Source organism: Cryobacterium sp. TMT2-18-2 (assembly GCF_004402245.1).
GTDB classification, from domain to species: domain Bacteria; phylum Actinomycetota; class Actinomycetes; order Actinomycetales; family Microbacteriaceae; genus Cryobacterium; species Cryobacterium sandaracinum.
Map to the genome: position 1 here is coordinate 1 of NZ_SOFU01000008.1, position 14,083 is coordinate 14,083.

The 14,083-nt window shown below is 68.9% G+C and carries 11 protein-coding genes; 4 read left to right on the top strand and 7 right to left on the bottom strand.

The window, feature by feature from the left end; translation table 11 throughout:
• Nucleotides 1-309: 309 nt before the first annotated feature.
• Both E3O22_RS01795 and E3O22_RS01800 read left to right on the top strand, forming a co-directional pair.
• Nucleotides 310-2,829, top strand: coding sequence for an RNA helicase (locus tag E3O22_RS01795; protein ID WP_194085908.1), 2,520 nt, complete (start codon nucleotides 310-312; stop codon nucleotides 2,827-2,829).
• A gap of 39 nt (nucleotides 2,830-2,868) precedes the next feature.
• Nucleotides 2,869-3,918, top strand: a complete 1,050-nt coding sequence (locus E3O22_RS01800) for a Gfo/Idh/MocA family oxidoreductase (protein ID WP_134393855.1) — start codon at nucleotides 2,869-2,871, stop codon at nucleotides 3,916-3,918.
• A 98-nt stretch (nucleotides 3,919-4,016) separates the two neighbouring features.
• Here E3O22_RS01800 and E3O22_RS01805 read toward each other — a convergent pair whose 3' ends face one another.
• The 4 genes from E3O22_RS01805 to E3O22_RS01820 form a co-directional block, all read right to left on the bottom strand.
• Nucleotides 4,017-4,508 (bottom strand): LysM domain-containing protein, encoded by a 492-nt coding sequence (locus E3O22_RS01805; protein WP_134393854.1) that lies wholly within the window; start codon nucleotides 4,506-4,508, stop codon nucleotides 4,017-4,019.
• Between the two features lie 75 nt (nucleotides 4,509-4,583).
• Nucleotides 4,584-5,957 carry an L-serine ammonia-lyase gene (locus E3O22_RS01810; RefSeq protein WP_134393853.1) on the bottom strand — a complete coding sequence of 458 codons (1,374 nt, stop codon included), beginning with the start codon at nucleotides 5,955-5,957 and terminating at the stop codon, nucleotides 4,584-4,586.
• A 42-nt stretch (nucleotides 5,958-5,999) separates the two neighbouring features.
• The gene (locus tag E3O22_RS01815) at nucleotides 6,000-6,518 is read right to left on the bottom strand and encodes a CoA-binding protein (RefSeq protein WP_370448397.1); all 519 of its coding nucleotides are present in this window, start codon (nucleotides 6,516-6,518) and stop codon (nucleotides 6,000-6,002) included.
• A gap of 119 nt (nucleotides 6,519-6,637) precedes the next feature.
• The gene (locus E3O22_RS01820; RefSeq protein WP_134393851.1) at nucleotides 6,638-7,930 is read right to left on the bottom strand and encodes an O-acetylhomoserine aminocarboxypropyltransferase/cysteine synthase family protein; all 1,293 of its coding nucleotides are present in this window, start codon (nucleotides 7,928-7,930) and stop codon (nucleotides 6,638-6,640) included.
• Between the two features lie 120 nt (nucleotides 7,931-8,050).
• Between E3O22_RS01820 and E3O22_RS01825 the strand changes: the two genes are divergently transcribed.
• Nucleotides 8,051-9,226, top strand: coding sequence for an FAD-dependent oxidoreductase (locus E3O22_RS01825; protein ID WP_134393850.1), 1,176 nt, complete (start codon nucleotides 8,051-8,053; stop codon nucleotides 9,224-9,226).
• 56 nt (nucleotides 9,227-9,282) lie between these two features.
• Here E3O22_RS01825 and E3O22_RS01830 read toward each other — a convergent pair whose 3' ends face one another.
• From E3O22_RS01830 to E3O22_RS01840, 3 genes are all read right to left on the bottom strand, one after another.
• A complete protein-coding gene (locus E3O22_RS01830) occupies nucleotides 9,283-10,275 on the bottom strand; it encodes a YeiH family protein (protein ID WP_134393849.1) in 993 nt (330 codons plus the stop codon).
• Nucleotides 10,276-10,402: 127 nt separating this feature from the next.
• Nucleotides 10,403-11,503 (bottom strand): acyl-CoA desaturase, encoded by a 1,101-nt coding sequence (locus E3O22_RS01835; protein ID WP_134393848.1) that lies wholly within the window; start codon nucleotides 11,501-11,503, stop codon nucleotides 10,403-10,405.
• A 182-nt stretch (nucleotides 11,504-11,685) separates the two neighbouring features.
• A complete protein-coding gene (locus E3O22_RS01840; RefSeq protein ID WP_134393847.1) occupies nucleotides 11,686-13,173 on the bottom strand; it encodes a dolichyl-phosphate-mannose--protein mannosyltransferase in 1,488 nt (495 codons plus the stop codon).
• 39 nt (nucleotides 13,174-13,212) lie between these two features.
• Here E3O22_RS01840 and rsmI point away from each other — a divergent pair, with 39 nt between their 5' ends.
• Entirely contained in the window at nucleotides 13,213-14,079 is an 867-nt protein-coding gene (gene rsmI, locus E3O22_RS01845) for a 16S rRNA (cytidine(1402)-2'-O)-methyltransferase (protein WP_134393846.1), read from the top strand.
• The last annotated feature ends 4 nt before the right edge of the window (nucleotides 14,080-14,083 follow it).

The window sequence follows — 14,083 nt, forward strand, 5'->3', positions numbered from 1 at the left end:
CGGCCAGTGCGGCGGCCACGCCGGCCGTCGCGGGCCGCCCGAGCCGTGCCGAGGCCGATCGGGCCGGCGGCCCGGGCGCGGGAGGCGTCGGCGACGTCGGAAGTGAGGACGAGGAAACGTCGCGGCTGGCCATGTCGCCAGCCTAGATTTGCGGCCTGTGAGTCCTCCGCAATGGCCCGTGACGGCCGCGGTGATCGGACATATCGTCCCTGTGTTCACGCTCAGCCGGAGGAGAGACCCTGCTCGGTTCCGACCCGGCCGCCGGGCGCGGAGCGGATGCCCAGTGGAATAGGGCAGGATCGAAGGATCATGGCAACTCTCACCGCCCTCCCGCATGTCACCGATCCCGATGTGCTGTTCGAGGCCTTCGAAACGTGGGCGGGGGAGCAGGGTCTGTCCCTGTATCCCGCGCAGGAAGAGGCCCTGATCGAGATCGTCTCCGGGGCGAACCTGATCCTCAGCACCCCGACCGGCACCGGTAAGTCCCTGGTCGCCGTCGGTGCGCACTTCGCCGCGCTCTCGGCCGGCAAGCGCACCTTCTACACGGCGCCGATCAAGGCCCTCGTCAGCGAAAAGTTCTTCGCGCTGGTGGAGATCTTCGGCGCCGAGAACGTGGGCATGATGACGGGGGATTCCTCGGTCAACTCCGACGCCCCGATCATCTGCTGCACGGCGGAGATCCTGGCCAACCTCGCCCTGAGAAACGGTGCGGACACTCCTGTGGATCAGGTCGTGATGGACGAGTTCCACTTCTACGGCGACCCCGACCGCGGCTGGGCCTGGCAGGTGCCGCTGCTGCTCCTGCCCGGGGTGCAGTTCATCCTCATGTCGGCGACCCTCGGCGACGTCACGTTCATCGCCGACGACCTCTCGCGCCGCACCCGTCGGACCACCGCGGTCGTCACGGGCGTGGAGCGCCCGGTGCCGCTGCACTACTACTACGAGACCACGCCCGTGCACGAAACGGTGGAGGAGCTACTGAAGACCGGGCAGGCTCCGATCTACATCGTGCACTTCGCCCAGGCGGCCGCGCTCGAACGGGCTCAGGCCCTCAGCAGCGTCAAGGTCGCCACCAAGGGACAGAAGGAGGCGATCGCTGAGCTGATCGGCGAGTTCCGCTTCACCACGAGCTTCGGCAAGACCCTGTCCCGGCTGATCCGGATGGGCATTGGCGTGCACCACGCCGGTATGCTGCCCAAGTACCGCCGCCTGGTCGAGCAGCTCGCCCAGCGCGGCCTGCTCCGCGTCATCTGCGGCACCGACACCCTCGGCGTGGGCATCAACGTGCCGATCCGCACCGTGCTCTTCACCGCACTCACCAAGTACGACGGCGTCAAGATGCGCCAGCTGAACGCCCGCGAATTCCACCAGATCGCGGGCCGCGCGGGCCGGGCCGGCTATGACACGGCCGGCACCGTCGTCATCCAGGCGCCCGACCACGAAACCGACAACCTCAAGGCCATCGAGAAGGCCGGCGACGACCCTAAGAAGAAGCGCAAGATCATCCGCAAGAAGGCGCCCGAGGGCTTCGTGTCCTGGGGTGAGCCCTCGTTCCAGCGGCTTGTGGCGGCCGAGCCGGAAACGATGCACTCGAGCATGCAGATGACCGCGGCGATGCTGATCAACGTCATCGGGCGCGGCGGCGACGCGTTCACCCACGTCCACGACCTGATCTTCGACAACCACGAACCCTGGAATCGCCAGCTCGCGCACGCCCGGCGTGCCCTCGGGATCTACAAGACCCTGCGCGCGGCAGGGATCGTGGAGCAAAGCGCGGCCGGGGACATCCGTCTCACCGTCGACCTGCAGCCCAACTTCGCCCTCAACCAGCCACTGTCGCCGTTCGCGCTCGCCGCGTTCGACCTGCTCGACGCCGACCCCGATGTGGCCGGCCCCGGCAGCGGCCACTACGCCCTCGACATGATCTCCATTGTCGAGGCCACCCTCGACAACCCGCGCCCGGTGCTGATGGGCCAGCAGTTCGCGGCCCGCGGCGAGGCCGTGAACGCCATGAAACGCGAGGGCATCGAATACGACGAGCGGATGGCGCTGCTCGAGGAGATCACCTGGCCGAAGCCGCTCGAGGAGTTGCTGCACGTCACCTTCACCACCTACAAGGAATCCCAGCCGTGGATCGCCGACTTCGAGCTCAGCCCGAAGACGGTCGTGCGGGACATGTACGAGCGGGCCATGTCCTTCGGTGAGTTCGTGGCCTTCTACAAGCTCGCCCGCAGCGAGGGCGTCGTGCTCCGCTATCTCTCGGATGCGTACCGGGCCGCCCGGCAAACCATCCCCGACGACGCCAAGACGGAAGACCTGCTCGACCTGATCGAGTGGCTGGGCGAGCTGGTGCGCCAGGTCGACTCGAGCCTGCTCGACGAGTGGGAGGAACTCATCCACCCGGACCTCGCCGTGCACTCGGATGCTGCCCAGTCGGTGCTGCCGCCCGCGCCCCGCCGCCTGACCACCAATACCCGCGCGTTCCGCATCCTGGTGCGCAACGAGCTCTTCCGCCGGGTGCAGCTGGCCGCGCTCGAGAACTACGACGCGCTGGGCGAGCTCGACCGGGAACACGGTTTCCACACGGATGCCTGGGTCGATGCCATGGACGGCTACTTCGCCGAGCACGACGAGCTGCTGACCGGGGCGAATGCGCGCAGCGCGGACCTGATCATCTTCGACGAGGGCGCATCCGTCTGGACCGTGCGGCAGATATTCGACGACCCGGCGGGGGACCACGATTGGGGCATCAGCGCCACGGTCGACCTGGCCGACTCCGACGAGCTGGGCGCCGCCGTCGTGCGCGTCACCGGCGTCGACCGGCTGTAGCGGGCCGGGCGGAGGCCGCACCGGGAGTACCGTGGGAGCATGACGCAGTCGCCAGCATCCGTCGCCCCAATCCGCACCGGACTGATCGGGTTCGGCACGTCCGGACGCGTGTTCCACAGCCCGCTCCTCGCCGCGAACCCCGAGTTCTCGCTCGACCTGATCGTCACCCGCGACCCCGTGCGGCGAGAGCAGGCCGGTGAGCGTCACCCGGGGGCGCGCCTGATGTCGACCGCCGAGGACCTGTTCGCCGCCGCGGACGACCTGGACCTGGTCGTGATCGGCTCACCGTCGGGCACGCACGTCGAACTCGCCCACGCCGCCCTCGACGCCGGGCTCGCCGTGGTCGTCGACAAGCCCTTCGCGGTGACGGCCCGGGACGGCCGCGGCTTGATCGAGAAGGCTGTGAGCCTCGGCCTGCCGCTCACCGTGTTCCAGAATCGGCGCTGGGACGGCGATTTCCTCACCCTGCGCGGCCTAGTCGCCGCGGGGGCGCTGGGCGATGTGCGCCGGTTCGAGTCCCGGTTCGAATGGTGGAAGCCGGAGCAGACCAAGTCGTGGAAGGTCGGCGCGACCATCCAACAGGGCGGCGGGGTGCTCTTCGACCTCGGCGCCCACCTGATCGACCAGGCCCTGCAACTGTTCGGCCCGGTCGACGACGTCTACGCGGAGACCCTCATTCGACGCCCGGGTGGGGCCGCCGACGACGACACCTTCGTGGCGCTGCACCACGGGTCGGGGGTGCGCTCGCACCTGTGGATGAACGGGATCGCCGCCCAGGTCGGCCCGCGCTTCCACGTCCTCGGCTCCGAGGCGGGCTACACCAAGTGGGGCCTCGACGGCCAGGAGACCGCCCTCGGGGCGGGTGCCCGACCGACCGACCCGGGTTTCGGCGTCGACCCGGAGTCCGCCTGGGGCGTGCTCGGACGGGACGGCGCGCTGACCCGGGTGCCGACCGAGCGCGGCAACTATGCGGCGTTCTACACCGGTCTGGCCGACGCGATCCTGCGTGGGGCGCCGATCCCGGTCGACCCGCGGGACTCGCTGCGCACGATCACCCTGATCGAGCGCATCAACCTGCTGACGCACTAAGGCACATGCGTCCCGGCCCCGCCGTTACGGCGGCCACAATCTCCGTCGAATTCGTACCGGAGCCGTAGCGAGACGCTGGGAACGTACCCCCGAGCGCGCTACCCGGTGGTTGTCCAGTCGAGGTTGATCACGTCCCGGATGTAGATATTCTCACCGAGACCCGACACCGACGGATTCATGCGCAACAGCTGCTGCACCGGTAGGTCGAAGCGCTGCGCGATGGCGAAGAAGTCGTCGCCCTCCAGCACGGAGTAGCTGGTCGGGGCGCCCGCACCATCGGTGACCGGGGCGCCGGTGGCACCCGTACTGGCGCCAAGGTCGACGGCCGGGCCCTCGGGCAGCGGCTCCACGGGCACGGCATCGGCGTTGGGCGTGATAGTCGGATTCGGCACAACCGGGGCCTCGGGCTCGGGGGACGGCGTGGGGGTGGGTGTGGGAGTCGCAGTGGGCGTCGGCGTGAAGGTGACCGTCGCGGTGACCACCGGAGCCGGGGCGCCGGCGCACCCGGTGAGGCCGAGCGGGAACAGCAGCATGGCGGCCAGAGCGACCCGCGCCCGGACAGGAGTGGTTGTCGGTCGCGCAGAATTCATCGGATGTCCCCCTCGCAGAAAGTTCCGTTCGTGCCCCCGAGCGGATGCGTCCAGCTTAGGGCGCGAGTGGCGATGTCAGCATTCGATCACGTTGACGGCGAGGCCACCCTCGCTGGTCTCCTTGTACTTGGTCGACATGTCCAGGCCGGTCTGGCGCATGGTTTCGATCACGGCGTCGAGGGAGACGAGGTGCGTGCCGTCGCCGTGCAGGGCCAGCCGGGCCGCCGACACGGCGGTCGACGCGGCGATGGCGTTGCGCTCGATGCACGGCACCTGCACGAGCCCGCCGACGGGGTCACAGGTGAGGCCCAGGTGGTGCTCCATCGCGATCTCGGCCGCGTTCTCCACCTGCCGCGGCGTGCCGCCGAGAACGGCGCAGAGTGCGCCGGACGCCATGGCGCAAGCGGAGCCGACCTCGGCCTGGCAGCCGCCCTCCGCCCCGGAGATGGAGGCATTGGCCTTCACGAGCGAACCGATGGCGACGGCGGTGAGCAGATAGCGACGGATTCCCGCGGCATCCGCCCCGGGCACGAAGCGCAGATAGTAGTGGCCGACTGCGGGGATGATGCCGGCCGCGCCGTTGGTGGGGGCGGTGACCACGCGGCCGCCGGAGGCGTTCTCCTCGTTGACGGCGAGGGCGAATGCATGCAGCCATTCGGTCGAGGTGTCGCGTTCACGCAACGGCAGCCGGTCATATTCCTCTAGCTGCATGCGCACGGCCGCCGCGCGGCGCTTGACCTGAAGGCCGCCGGGGAGGGTTCCGGTGGCCGCGAGCCCGGACTCCACGCAGTCGCTCATGGCGTTCCAAATTGCGTCGAGGCCGACGTCGAGCGTCTCGGTCCCGTGGATCGCCTCCTCGTTGGCGCGGGCGATGTCGCAGATGGCGACGGCGTAGAGGTCGCAGAGGGCGAGGAGTTCGGCGCTGGAGGAGTACTGCCGCGGCTGTGGCACGGCACTGCTCGGACCGATCGGGTCGCCGTCGCGCCGGATGAAGCCGCCACCGATCGAGTACCAGGTCTCCTCGAGCAGGGGGACGGCGTCGTGCCCCCAGGCCGTGAGGGTCAGCGCGTTGGGGTGGCCGGGCAGCCGGGTGCGCGCCTCGAAGGCCACGTCGTCCTTTCGCACGGGGATGGCATGGCTGCCGCCGAGCATCAGCACGGCGTCGTCGGCCAGGCCGGACCAGGCGGAGCGCACGTCATCCGGGTCGCAGGTCTCGGGGCGGAGCCCGGAGAGGCCGGCCAGGACTGCGTCGGGCGTGCCGTGGCCGAGTCCGGTCGAGCCGAGCGAGCCGTAGAGCGAGCAGCCGATTCGGGCCACGTCGGCGAGTAGTCCGGCATCGCGAAGGTGGTCCGCGAAGGTGAGCGCCGCCCGCATCGGGCCCACCGTGTGGGAGCTGGAGGGGCCGATGCCGATGGAGAAGAGGTCGAGTGCCGACACATACGCAGTCATCCGACCATCGTAACCGTGCCGGGGTTTCACCCCGGGGACGGATCAGCGGATGATTTTGCGCGCCGTGATCTGGCCGGTGTCGAACCCGAGGAGGTGCAGCCCGCCGTGGAACCGGGCGTGCTCGATCTTGATGCAGCGGTCCATCACCACGGTGAGTCCCTGCGATTCGCCGTATTCGGCGGCCTCCTGGTTCCAGATGCCCAGCTGCACCCAGACGGTGGGCACCCCGATTGCGAGCACCTCGTCGATCACGGCCGGGATGTCGCCGGCGCGACGGAACACGTCGACGATGTCGGGCACCTCGGGCAGCGACGTGAGGTCCGGGTAGGCCGTCTCGCCGAGGATGGTCGTCGCGTTCGGGTTGACGAAGTAGACCCGGTAGTCGCTCGACTGCTGCAGGTAGGTACCGACGAAATAACTGGAGCGGGCCGGATTCGGCGACGCGCCGACGATGGCGATGGACTTCGCCGCCCGCAGGATCTTCAGCCGGGCCTTGGCGTCGGGACCCACCCAGGTGCGCTGGGATTTCAGCAGCTTCGCGAGGGGGGAACCGGCGGGCACTGAGCAACTGAGCCCATTGGCGAGGTGCACGGTGTCGTGCGCGGTAGCATCCGTGACCGGTGCGGCGTCGCTGTCGGGGGTGGCGCCGGGGGTGGCGTCGATGTTCACGTGGTGCTCGCTCATCTGGTCCCCGCAATCCGGCTAAGGGCCTGGTCGAGGTCGTAGATGATGTCCTCGACGTCTTCGATGCCCACGCTGATGCGGACCAGGCCGGGCAACACGCCGGCGTCGGCGAGCTGGGTCTCGTTCAGCTGAGCATGGGTGGTGGAGGCCGGGTGGATGACCAGGGTCTTGGCGTCGCCGATGTTGGCGAGGTGGCTGGCCAGGTCGACCGATTCGATGAAGGTTCGCCCGGCGTCGCGGCCGCCCTTCACGCCGAAGCTGAAGACCGATCCGGGGCCCTTCGGCAGGTATTTGAGGCCGCGGTCGTAGTGCGGGTGGGCCGGCAGCCCGGCCCAGTTGACGTACTCGATCCGGGGATCGGCGTCGAGCCACTCGGCCACCGCGCGCGCGTTGTCCACGTGCGCCTGCATCCGGAACGGCAGTGTCTCGACGCCCTGGGCGAGCAGAAACGCGGAGTGCGGGGAGAGGGCCGGGCCGATGTCGCGCAGCTGCTCGGCGCGCAGGCGGGTGAGGAACGCGTACTCGCCGAAGTTGCCGGCCCACTCGAGACCGCCGTAGCTGGGCACCGGCTGGCCGAACAGCGGGAACTTGTCGCTGTGCCAGTCGAAGCGTCCACTCTCGACGACGACGCCGCCGAGAGTGGTGCCGTGCCCGCCGAGGAACTTGGTGGCGGAGTGGATCACGATATCGGCGCCCCATTCGATCGGCCGGGTCAGGTAGGGCGTGGCGATGGTCGAGTCGATCACCAGGGGGATCCCGGCCGCGTGGGCGACGGCGGCGAGACCCTCGATGTCGGCGACCTCGCCGGAGGGGTTGGCCACCGTCTCGGCGAAGATCAGCTTGGTTTTCTCGGTGATCGCGGCGGCGTAGTCGGCCGCGTCGGCGCTGCGCACGAACGTCGTCTCGACCCCGAACCGGCGCAGCGTCACGTCGAGCTGGGTGATCGAGCCGCCGTAGAGGTTGGCACTGGAGACGATGTGGTCTCCCGAGCCGGCGAGGCTGGCGAAGGTGATGTACTGCGCGGACAGGCCGCTGGCGGTGGCGACGGCGCCCAGCCCGCCCTCGAGGCTGGCCACGCGCTCCTCGAAGGCCGCCACGGTCGGGTTCGCGAGACGGGAGTAGACGTTACCGTACTTCTGCAGGGCGAAGCGGGCGGCGGCATCCGACGCGTCATCGAAGACGAATGCGCTGGTCTGGTAGATCGGCAGGGCCCGCGCGCCGGTGACGGCGTCGGGGATGTTCCCAGCGTGGATTGCCCGGGTCTTGAAACCGTACTCGCGATCAGCCATGGCCTTACGTTAGCGATGATCGCCGGGGAGACGGGACACGGGCGTAACAGTGCGAAACGGATGCCGACTTGCGGCCGCCCCGGTGCCCGCGCCTGCCGCCCGGTCGGGCAGGATAAGGGCATGGAAGAGCGCGTGGAGACGGTCGTCATCGGCGGCGGGGCAATGGGGTCGGCGACGGCCTGGCAGCTGGCGCGGCGGGGCCGGCCGGTCACCGTGCTGGAGCGGTTCACGCCCGGGCACCTCAACGGTGCCTCGCACGGCGCCTCCCGCAATTTCAACACCGCCTACGCCGAACCGACCTACGTGGCGATGCTTGCCGAGGCGTTGTCGCTCTGGCGCGAGCTGGAAGCCGAGACGCAGAGCACACTCCTGCGTCAGGTCGGCGTCGTCAATCACGGGGCGAATCCGTCGTTCGACCGAGTGGCGGCAATGCTGGCCCGGGTGGGCCTTTGCGCCGAGTTCCTCACGCCGGAGGCCGCAGCCGAACGCTGGCCGGGAATCCGCTTCGACGGCCGGGTGCTGTTCGCCCCCGACGCCGGCCGGGTGAACGCGGATGCCGCGGTGACCGCCCTGCAGACCGCCGCGGCCACCGCCGGGGCCGACGTGCGGCACGGCATCCGCGTGCAGCGCCTGGAGGTGCAGGGCGACGACCGGGTGCGGGTGACCCACGAGGCCGGCACGATCATCGCCCGCCGCGCCGTCGTCACGGTCGGCGCGTGGACCAGCGCACTGCTGGCCGGGGTGATTCCGATTCCGCGCCTCACGGTGACGCAGGAGCAGCCGGCGCACTTCGCCTTGCGCGACGCCTCCCCGGCCGCCGCCGCACACGCCGAGACCGAGTGGCCCGGCTTCAACCATGCGCCCGCCTGGTCCGACCCGCGCTACGGATACTGGTACTCGCCGGTCTACGGCATGTACACGCCCGGCCAGGGGATCAAGGCAGGCTGGCACGGCGTGGGTCCCGGCACCGACCCCGATGCGCGCAGCTTCCAGCCCGAGCCCGTTCAGCTGGCTGCCCTGGCGCGCTATGTGCGCGAATGGCTGCCCGGCGCAGACCCCGACACGCTCGACCCGGTCAGTTGCACCTACACGACCACGGCCGACGAGGACTTCGTGCTCGACCGGGTGGGCCCCGTGATCGTGGGGGCCGGCTTCAGCGGCCACGGCTTCAAGTTCACGCCGACGGTCGGGCGCATCCTCGCCGACCTGACCACGGGCACCGCAGCCGCTCCGCCGCGGTTCGCCCTGAACCGGGCGCCGAACGCCGCGGCCGGGGGCTGGCTCTCCCGCCGCTGAGCGCCACCGCGCTGATCGGCGTCGAATTCGTTCGGGACGAAGCCGCTGACACCGGCTCAGGGCAGCTGCACGGCGGCGAAGGCGAGGGTGGCGATCAGCGTCCAGGAGGTCAGCCCCACGAGGAGGGCCCTGCCTCCGGTGCGCAGGATGGAACCGAGGTTCACGGCGGCGCCGAGCCCGAAGAGCGCGGCCGCGAGCAGGTAGGTCTGCACGGTGTCCGCGCCGGCCAGCACGGTGTCCGGCAGCGGGACGAACGTGCGCACGAGAACGGCGGCCAGGAAACCGGCCACGAACAGGGGCACGAGCGGTGGGCGGAACGCGGGGGCATCCGTCACCGTGGCGACGCGCGTCTCGCGGCGGCGCTCGCCGACGGCGACGACGGCGACGATCGGCGCGAGTAGCAGCACCCGGGTGAGCTTCACGACGACGGCCACGGCCAACGCGGCGGGCCCGGCGATCTGCGCGGTCGCGACGACCTGGCCGACGTCGTGCACGCCGGCGCCGACCCAGTGCCCGAACTGCAGATCGGTCAGACCGAGCGGATGCCACAGCACCGGCAGCACCGCGATGGCCAGCGTGCCGCAGAGGGTGACCAGGGCGATCGGGGTGGCGGTGTCGACATCCTTCGCCTTGACCACCCCGCTCATCGCGCCGATCGCGGACGCCCCGCAGATGGAGAAGCCGGTGGCGATCAGGATCGGTTGGCGGCCGGGCAGGCGAACCGCGCGCCCGAGCCAGTAGGTGCCGACGAAGGTGATCAGCACGATCAGGACGGTGGTCATGATGGTCATCCAGCCCAGGCCCAGAATGTCCACCAGGCTCAGCTTCAGGCCGAGCAGCACGATGCCGATGCGCATGAACCGGGTGGCCGCGAGCTTCAGGCCCGGGGAAAGGACTCCCGTCAACGCACGGTGGGCGGCCGGGAGATTACCGGCGACGATTCCGAAGGTGACAGCGAGCGTGAGCAGCGGCAGGGCGGGGAAGACCGCGTGTACGATTCCGGCGAGCAGCGCGGCCGCGGCCGCGACCAGCACACCGGGCAGCCACATGCCACCGAGTTTACGGCCAGCTTTGCCTGCGGCGGGCCTGCTACCCGTAGCCGATCCATGAGAAAAGCCCCTCTCCCGCACGGGGACAGGGGCTGTGCTCACGGCTTGTCGGGGTGCGTCAGCCGATCTACCGGTGGTGGAAACGGGCGACCATCGGGCAGTCGAACGGGTCGCGAGCGCCGAGTCCGACCTTGTTCAGGTATGCGATGACGATGCCGTAGGACTCGAAGAGAGACGTCTCCGTGTAAAGGATGTCGTGCGTCTTGCAGTATTCCTTGGTGATCTCCTGGGCCTTGCGCAGGTGCGGCCGGGCCATGTTCGGGAACAGGTGATGCTCGACCTGGTAGTTGAGCCCGCCCATGAACGTGTCCATGAACGTGCCGCCGCGGATGTTTCGGGAGGTGAGCACCTGGCGGCGAAGGAAGTCCACTTTGCTCTCGTGGGGGAGCTGCGGCATGCCCTTGTGGTTCGGCGCGAAGGACGCCCCCATGTAGACACCGAAGACGGCCAGCTGCACGCCGATGAACGCGAACGCCATGCCGACGGGGAGGAAGTAGAAAATCGCGGCGACGTAGAGCACGATGCGGGTGGACAGCATACTGATCTCGAGCCAGCGCTTGTCCACCTTCTTCTTGCCGAAGACGGTTTTGAAACCCTGCACGTGCAGGTTGAACCCCTCGGCCATCAGGAGCGGGAAGAAGAGATAGCCCTGCTTGCGGGTGACGAACGAGCCGAGCCAGCTGACCTTCGCTGCGTCCTCTTCCCGGAAGACGATGAAGTCGGGGGCGATGTCCGGGTCCTTGCCGATGACGTTCGGATTAGCGTGGTGACGACTGTGCTTGTTCATCCACCAGGCGTAGCTGATGCCGACGAACAGGTTGGCGAGGATGCGCCCGGCGCGGTCATTCGCGCGGCCGCCCTCGAACACTTGGCGGTGCGACGCCTCGTGGGCGAGGAACGCGTACTGGGTGAGGATGATGCCGAGCACGCCCGCGACGATGAGCTGGTACCAGCTGTCGCCGAGCAGCACGAACGCGGTCCCGGTTCCCAGGGTGGCGAGCACCAGCATGGCGAAGACGAACCAGTAGAAACCCGTGGCACGCTTCAGCAGGCCAAGGTTGCGCACGGTGTGCAGCAGCGATGAATACTCGGTGGTGGGGTTTTTCGAATCGCCACCCGGGCGGGTCTTGACAATGCGCACCGTGGGTGCGGCAACAGCTTCCGACATGAGGCCTTTGGTTTGTATCCGGACTTCTCAGTCGGTGATAGAGCAAACACTCGTAAAACAGATACTCATATCCTATGGGCCGGACCCCTCGGACACGGGTGCTTTCACACCGCTTTCCCAGTCGCTATATGCCCACAGGGGCATATAGCTGGCTATCAGTTTCCCGGAAAAGCACGTGCAAATCAGCGCCAGCTGGGAAGCCAGATGTGCAGTTGCCAGAACGTAAACGGGGTCTGGATGCCCGTCCAGAGCGGGTAGAAATACGCGCTGAGGAGCGCGGCCGCCACCAGGAAGCCCAGCACGACCCAGCGTGCCCGGGGGAGGAGGAGACCGAGCACGAAGGTGAGGCCGAGGAGCAGATAGGGCTCGAACGCGATCGTGTAGAACTGGAACACCGTGCGGTTCAGATACATCAGCCACGGCAGGTAGCCGGCGACCAGCCCCATCAGGATCAGGCCGACCTGCCACTCGCGGTAGCGCGCCAGCCGGTACACCAGGTAGAAGGTCGCGGCCGTGGCCGCCCACCAGATCAGCGGGTTCGCGATTCCGGTAATCGCCTCGGAGCAGGTGGCGACGTCGCATCCGTTCTCGCCCAGCGCCGATCCGCGGTAGTACATGCTGGTCGGGCGCACCATGAACAGCCAGGTCAACGGGTTCGCCTGATACGGATGCGGCGTGGAGAGCCCCACGTGATAGGTGTAAGCCGCCACCTGGTAGTGCCAGAAGCTTTGCACCGAGTCGGGAATCCAGGCGAGGGCGCCGGTCCACGCGGCCTCCGGCGTAGTGGCCCAGTCGCGGTAGTAGCCTCCCCGGGTGACGAACCAGCCGGTCCAGGAGGCCAGGTAGGTGGCGACGGCTACCGGCACGATCAGCAGGAAGGTCGCCGGCGCCTGCTTGAGTACGGCGGCGCTGAACCAGAACGGAAGCCCGGCACGGCGCCGGGCGAGGGCGTCGACGAGAACAAGGTAGACGCCGAAGGCGGCGAGGAAGTAGATGCCCGACCACTTGACGCTGCAGGCGAGCCCGAAGGCAAGGCCGGCCGCGAGCAGCCAGGGCCGCCGCCACAGGGTCGGACCCCAGCCCGGCTGCCGCCCGGCCTCACGCGCCTGGACCAGGAGAGCAGACAGCCTGATGGCGTGCCGGTCCCGGTCGAGCAGCACAGCGCCGAACCCGAGAAGTGCGAAGAACATCACGGAGTTGTCCAGCAGGGCCACGCGCGACATCACGATGGCGTTGCCGTCGATGGCGAAAAGGAACCCGGCGATCACGGCCAGCACGGTCGACCCGAACAGCTTCTTCGCGATCAACATCAGCAGCACGACCGCCAGCACACCGATCAGGGCGGTGGCGATCCGCCAGCCCCAGCTGTGTTCGGGGCCGACGAGGGCCATACCCAGTGCGATCAGCCACTTGCCGAGCGGCGGATGCACCACGAACGACGGGTCGGACAGGAAGACATCGGTCTGCCCGGCGGCGAAGAGGGCGTCCGCCCCCTCGGGCCAGGTCGACTCATAGCCGAGGTTGTTGAGAGTCCACGCGTCTTTCACATAGAAGGTTTCGTCGAACACCAGCGAGCGCGGCACGCCGAGATTCCAGAGTCGCAGCACCGCCGCGAGCAGGGTCACCGCCAGCGGCCCGGCCCAATGGAAAACGCGGCTTGTCAGGAACACGTGACCATCGTAGTGAGCCGGGGCTGCGAGACTGGGATCATGATCCTCCTGGCTGCCACCCCGATCGGAAACCTGGGCGACGCGTCAACGCGTCTGATCGAGGCGCTCGGCACGATGACGATTATCGCCGCCGAGGACACCCGGGTCACCGTGCACCTGCTCAAGGCCCTGGGCATTGAGAACCGCCCGCGGCTGATCAGCCTGCACGACCACAACGAGCGCGGCAAGGCGGCCGAACTCGTCGAACTCGCCCGCGACACCGACATCCTGGTGCTCAGCGACGCAGGGATGCCGACGGTCTCCGACCCGGGTTTCCACCTGGTGGATGCCGCGGTGGCGGCCGGTGTCGTCGTGTCGGTGTTGCCCGGGCCGTCGGCCGTGCTCGCCGCGCTCGCCGTGTCCGGGCTGCCGACGGACCGGTTCACCTTCGAGGGCTTCCTGCCCCGCAAGCACGGCGACCGGGTCTCGGCCCTCCGCGAGGTGGCCGCGGAGCGGCGCACAATGGTGTTTTTCGAATCGCCCAACCGGCTGGCGGCCTCCCTGACGGATCTGGCTGCGGTGCTCGGGGCCGGGCGCCGCGTCGCGGTCTGCCGTGAGCTGACCAAGTTCTACGAGGAAGTGAAGCGCGGTACCGCGATCGAGCTGGCTGATTGGGCCGCCGGCGGGGTCAAGGGCGAGATCGCCATCGTGGTCGCCGGGGCGGAGGCACGCGTGCTGGATCTGGAGACCGGGGTGGTCGAGGTGCTCGCGCTGGTGGGGTCGGGCATCCGTCTCAAGGATGCCGCCGCCGACGTGTCCGCCGCCACCGGGCTCGGCAAGCGCGCCCTCTACGAGGCGGCGCTGGAGCGCAAGACGGGCAAGCCCGCCGCGGCCCGCACGGACTTTCAGGCTCTGCCTCTGCCCTGACGTT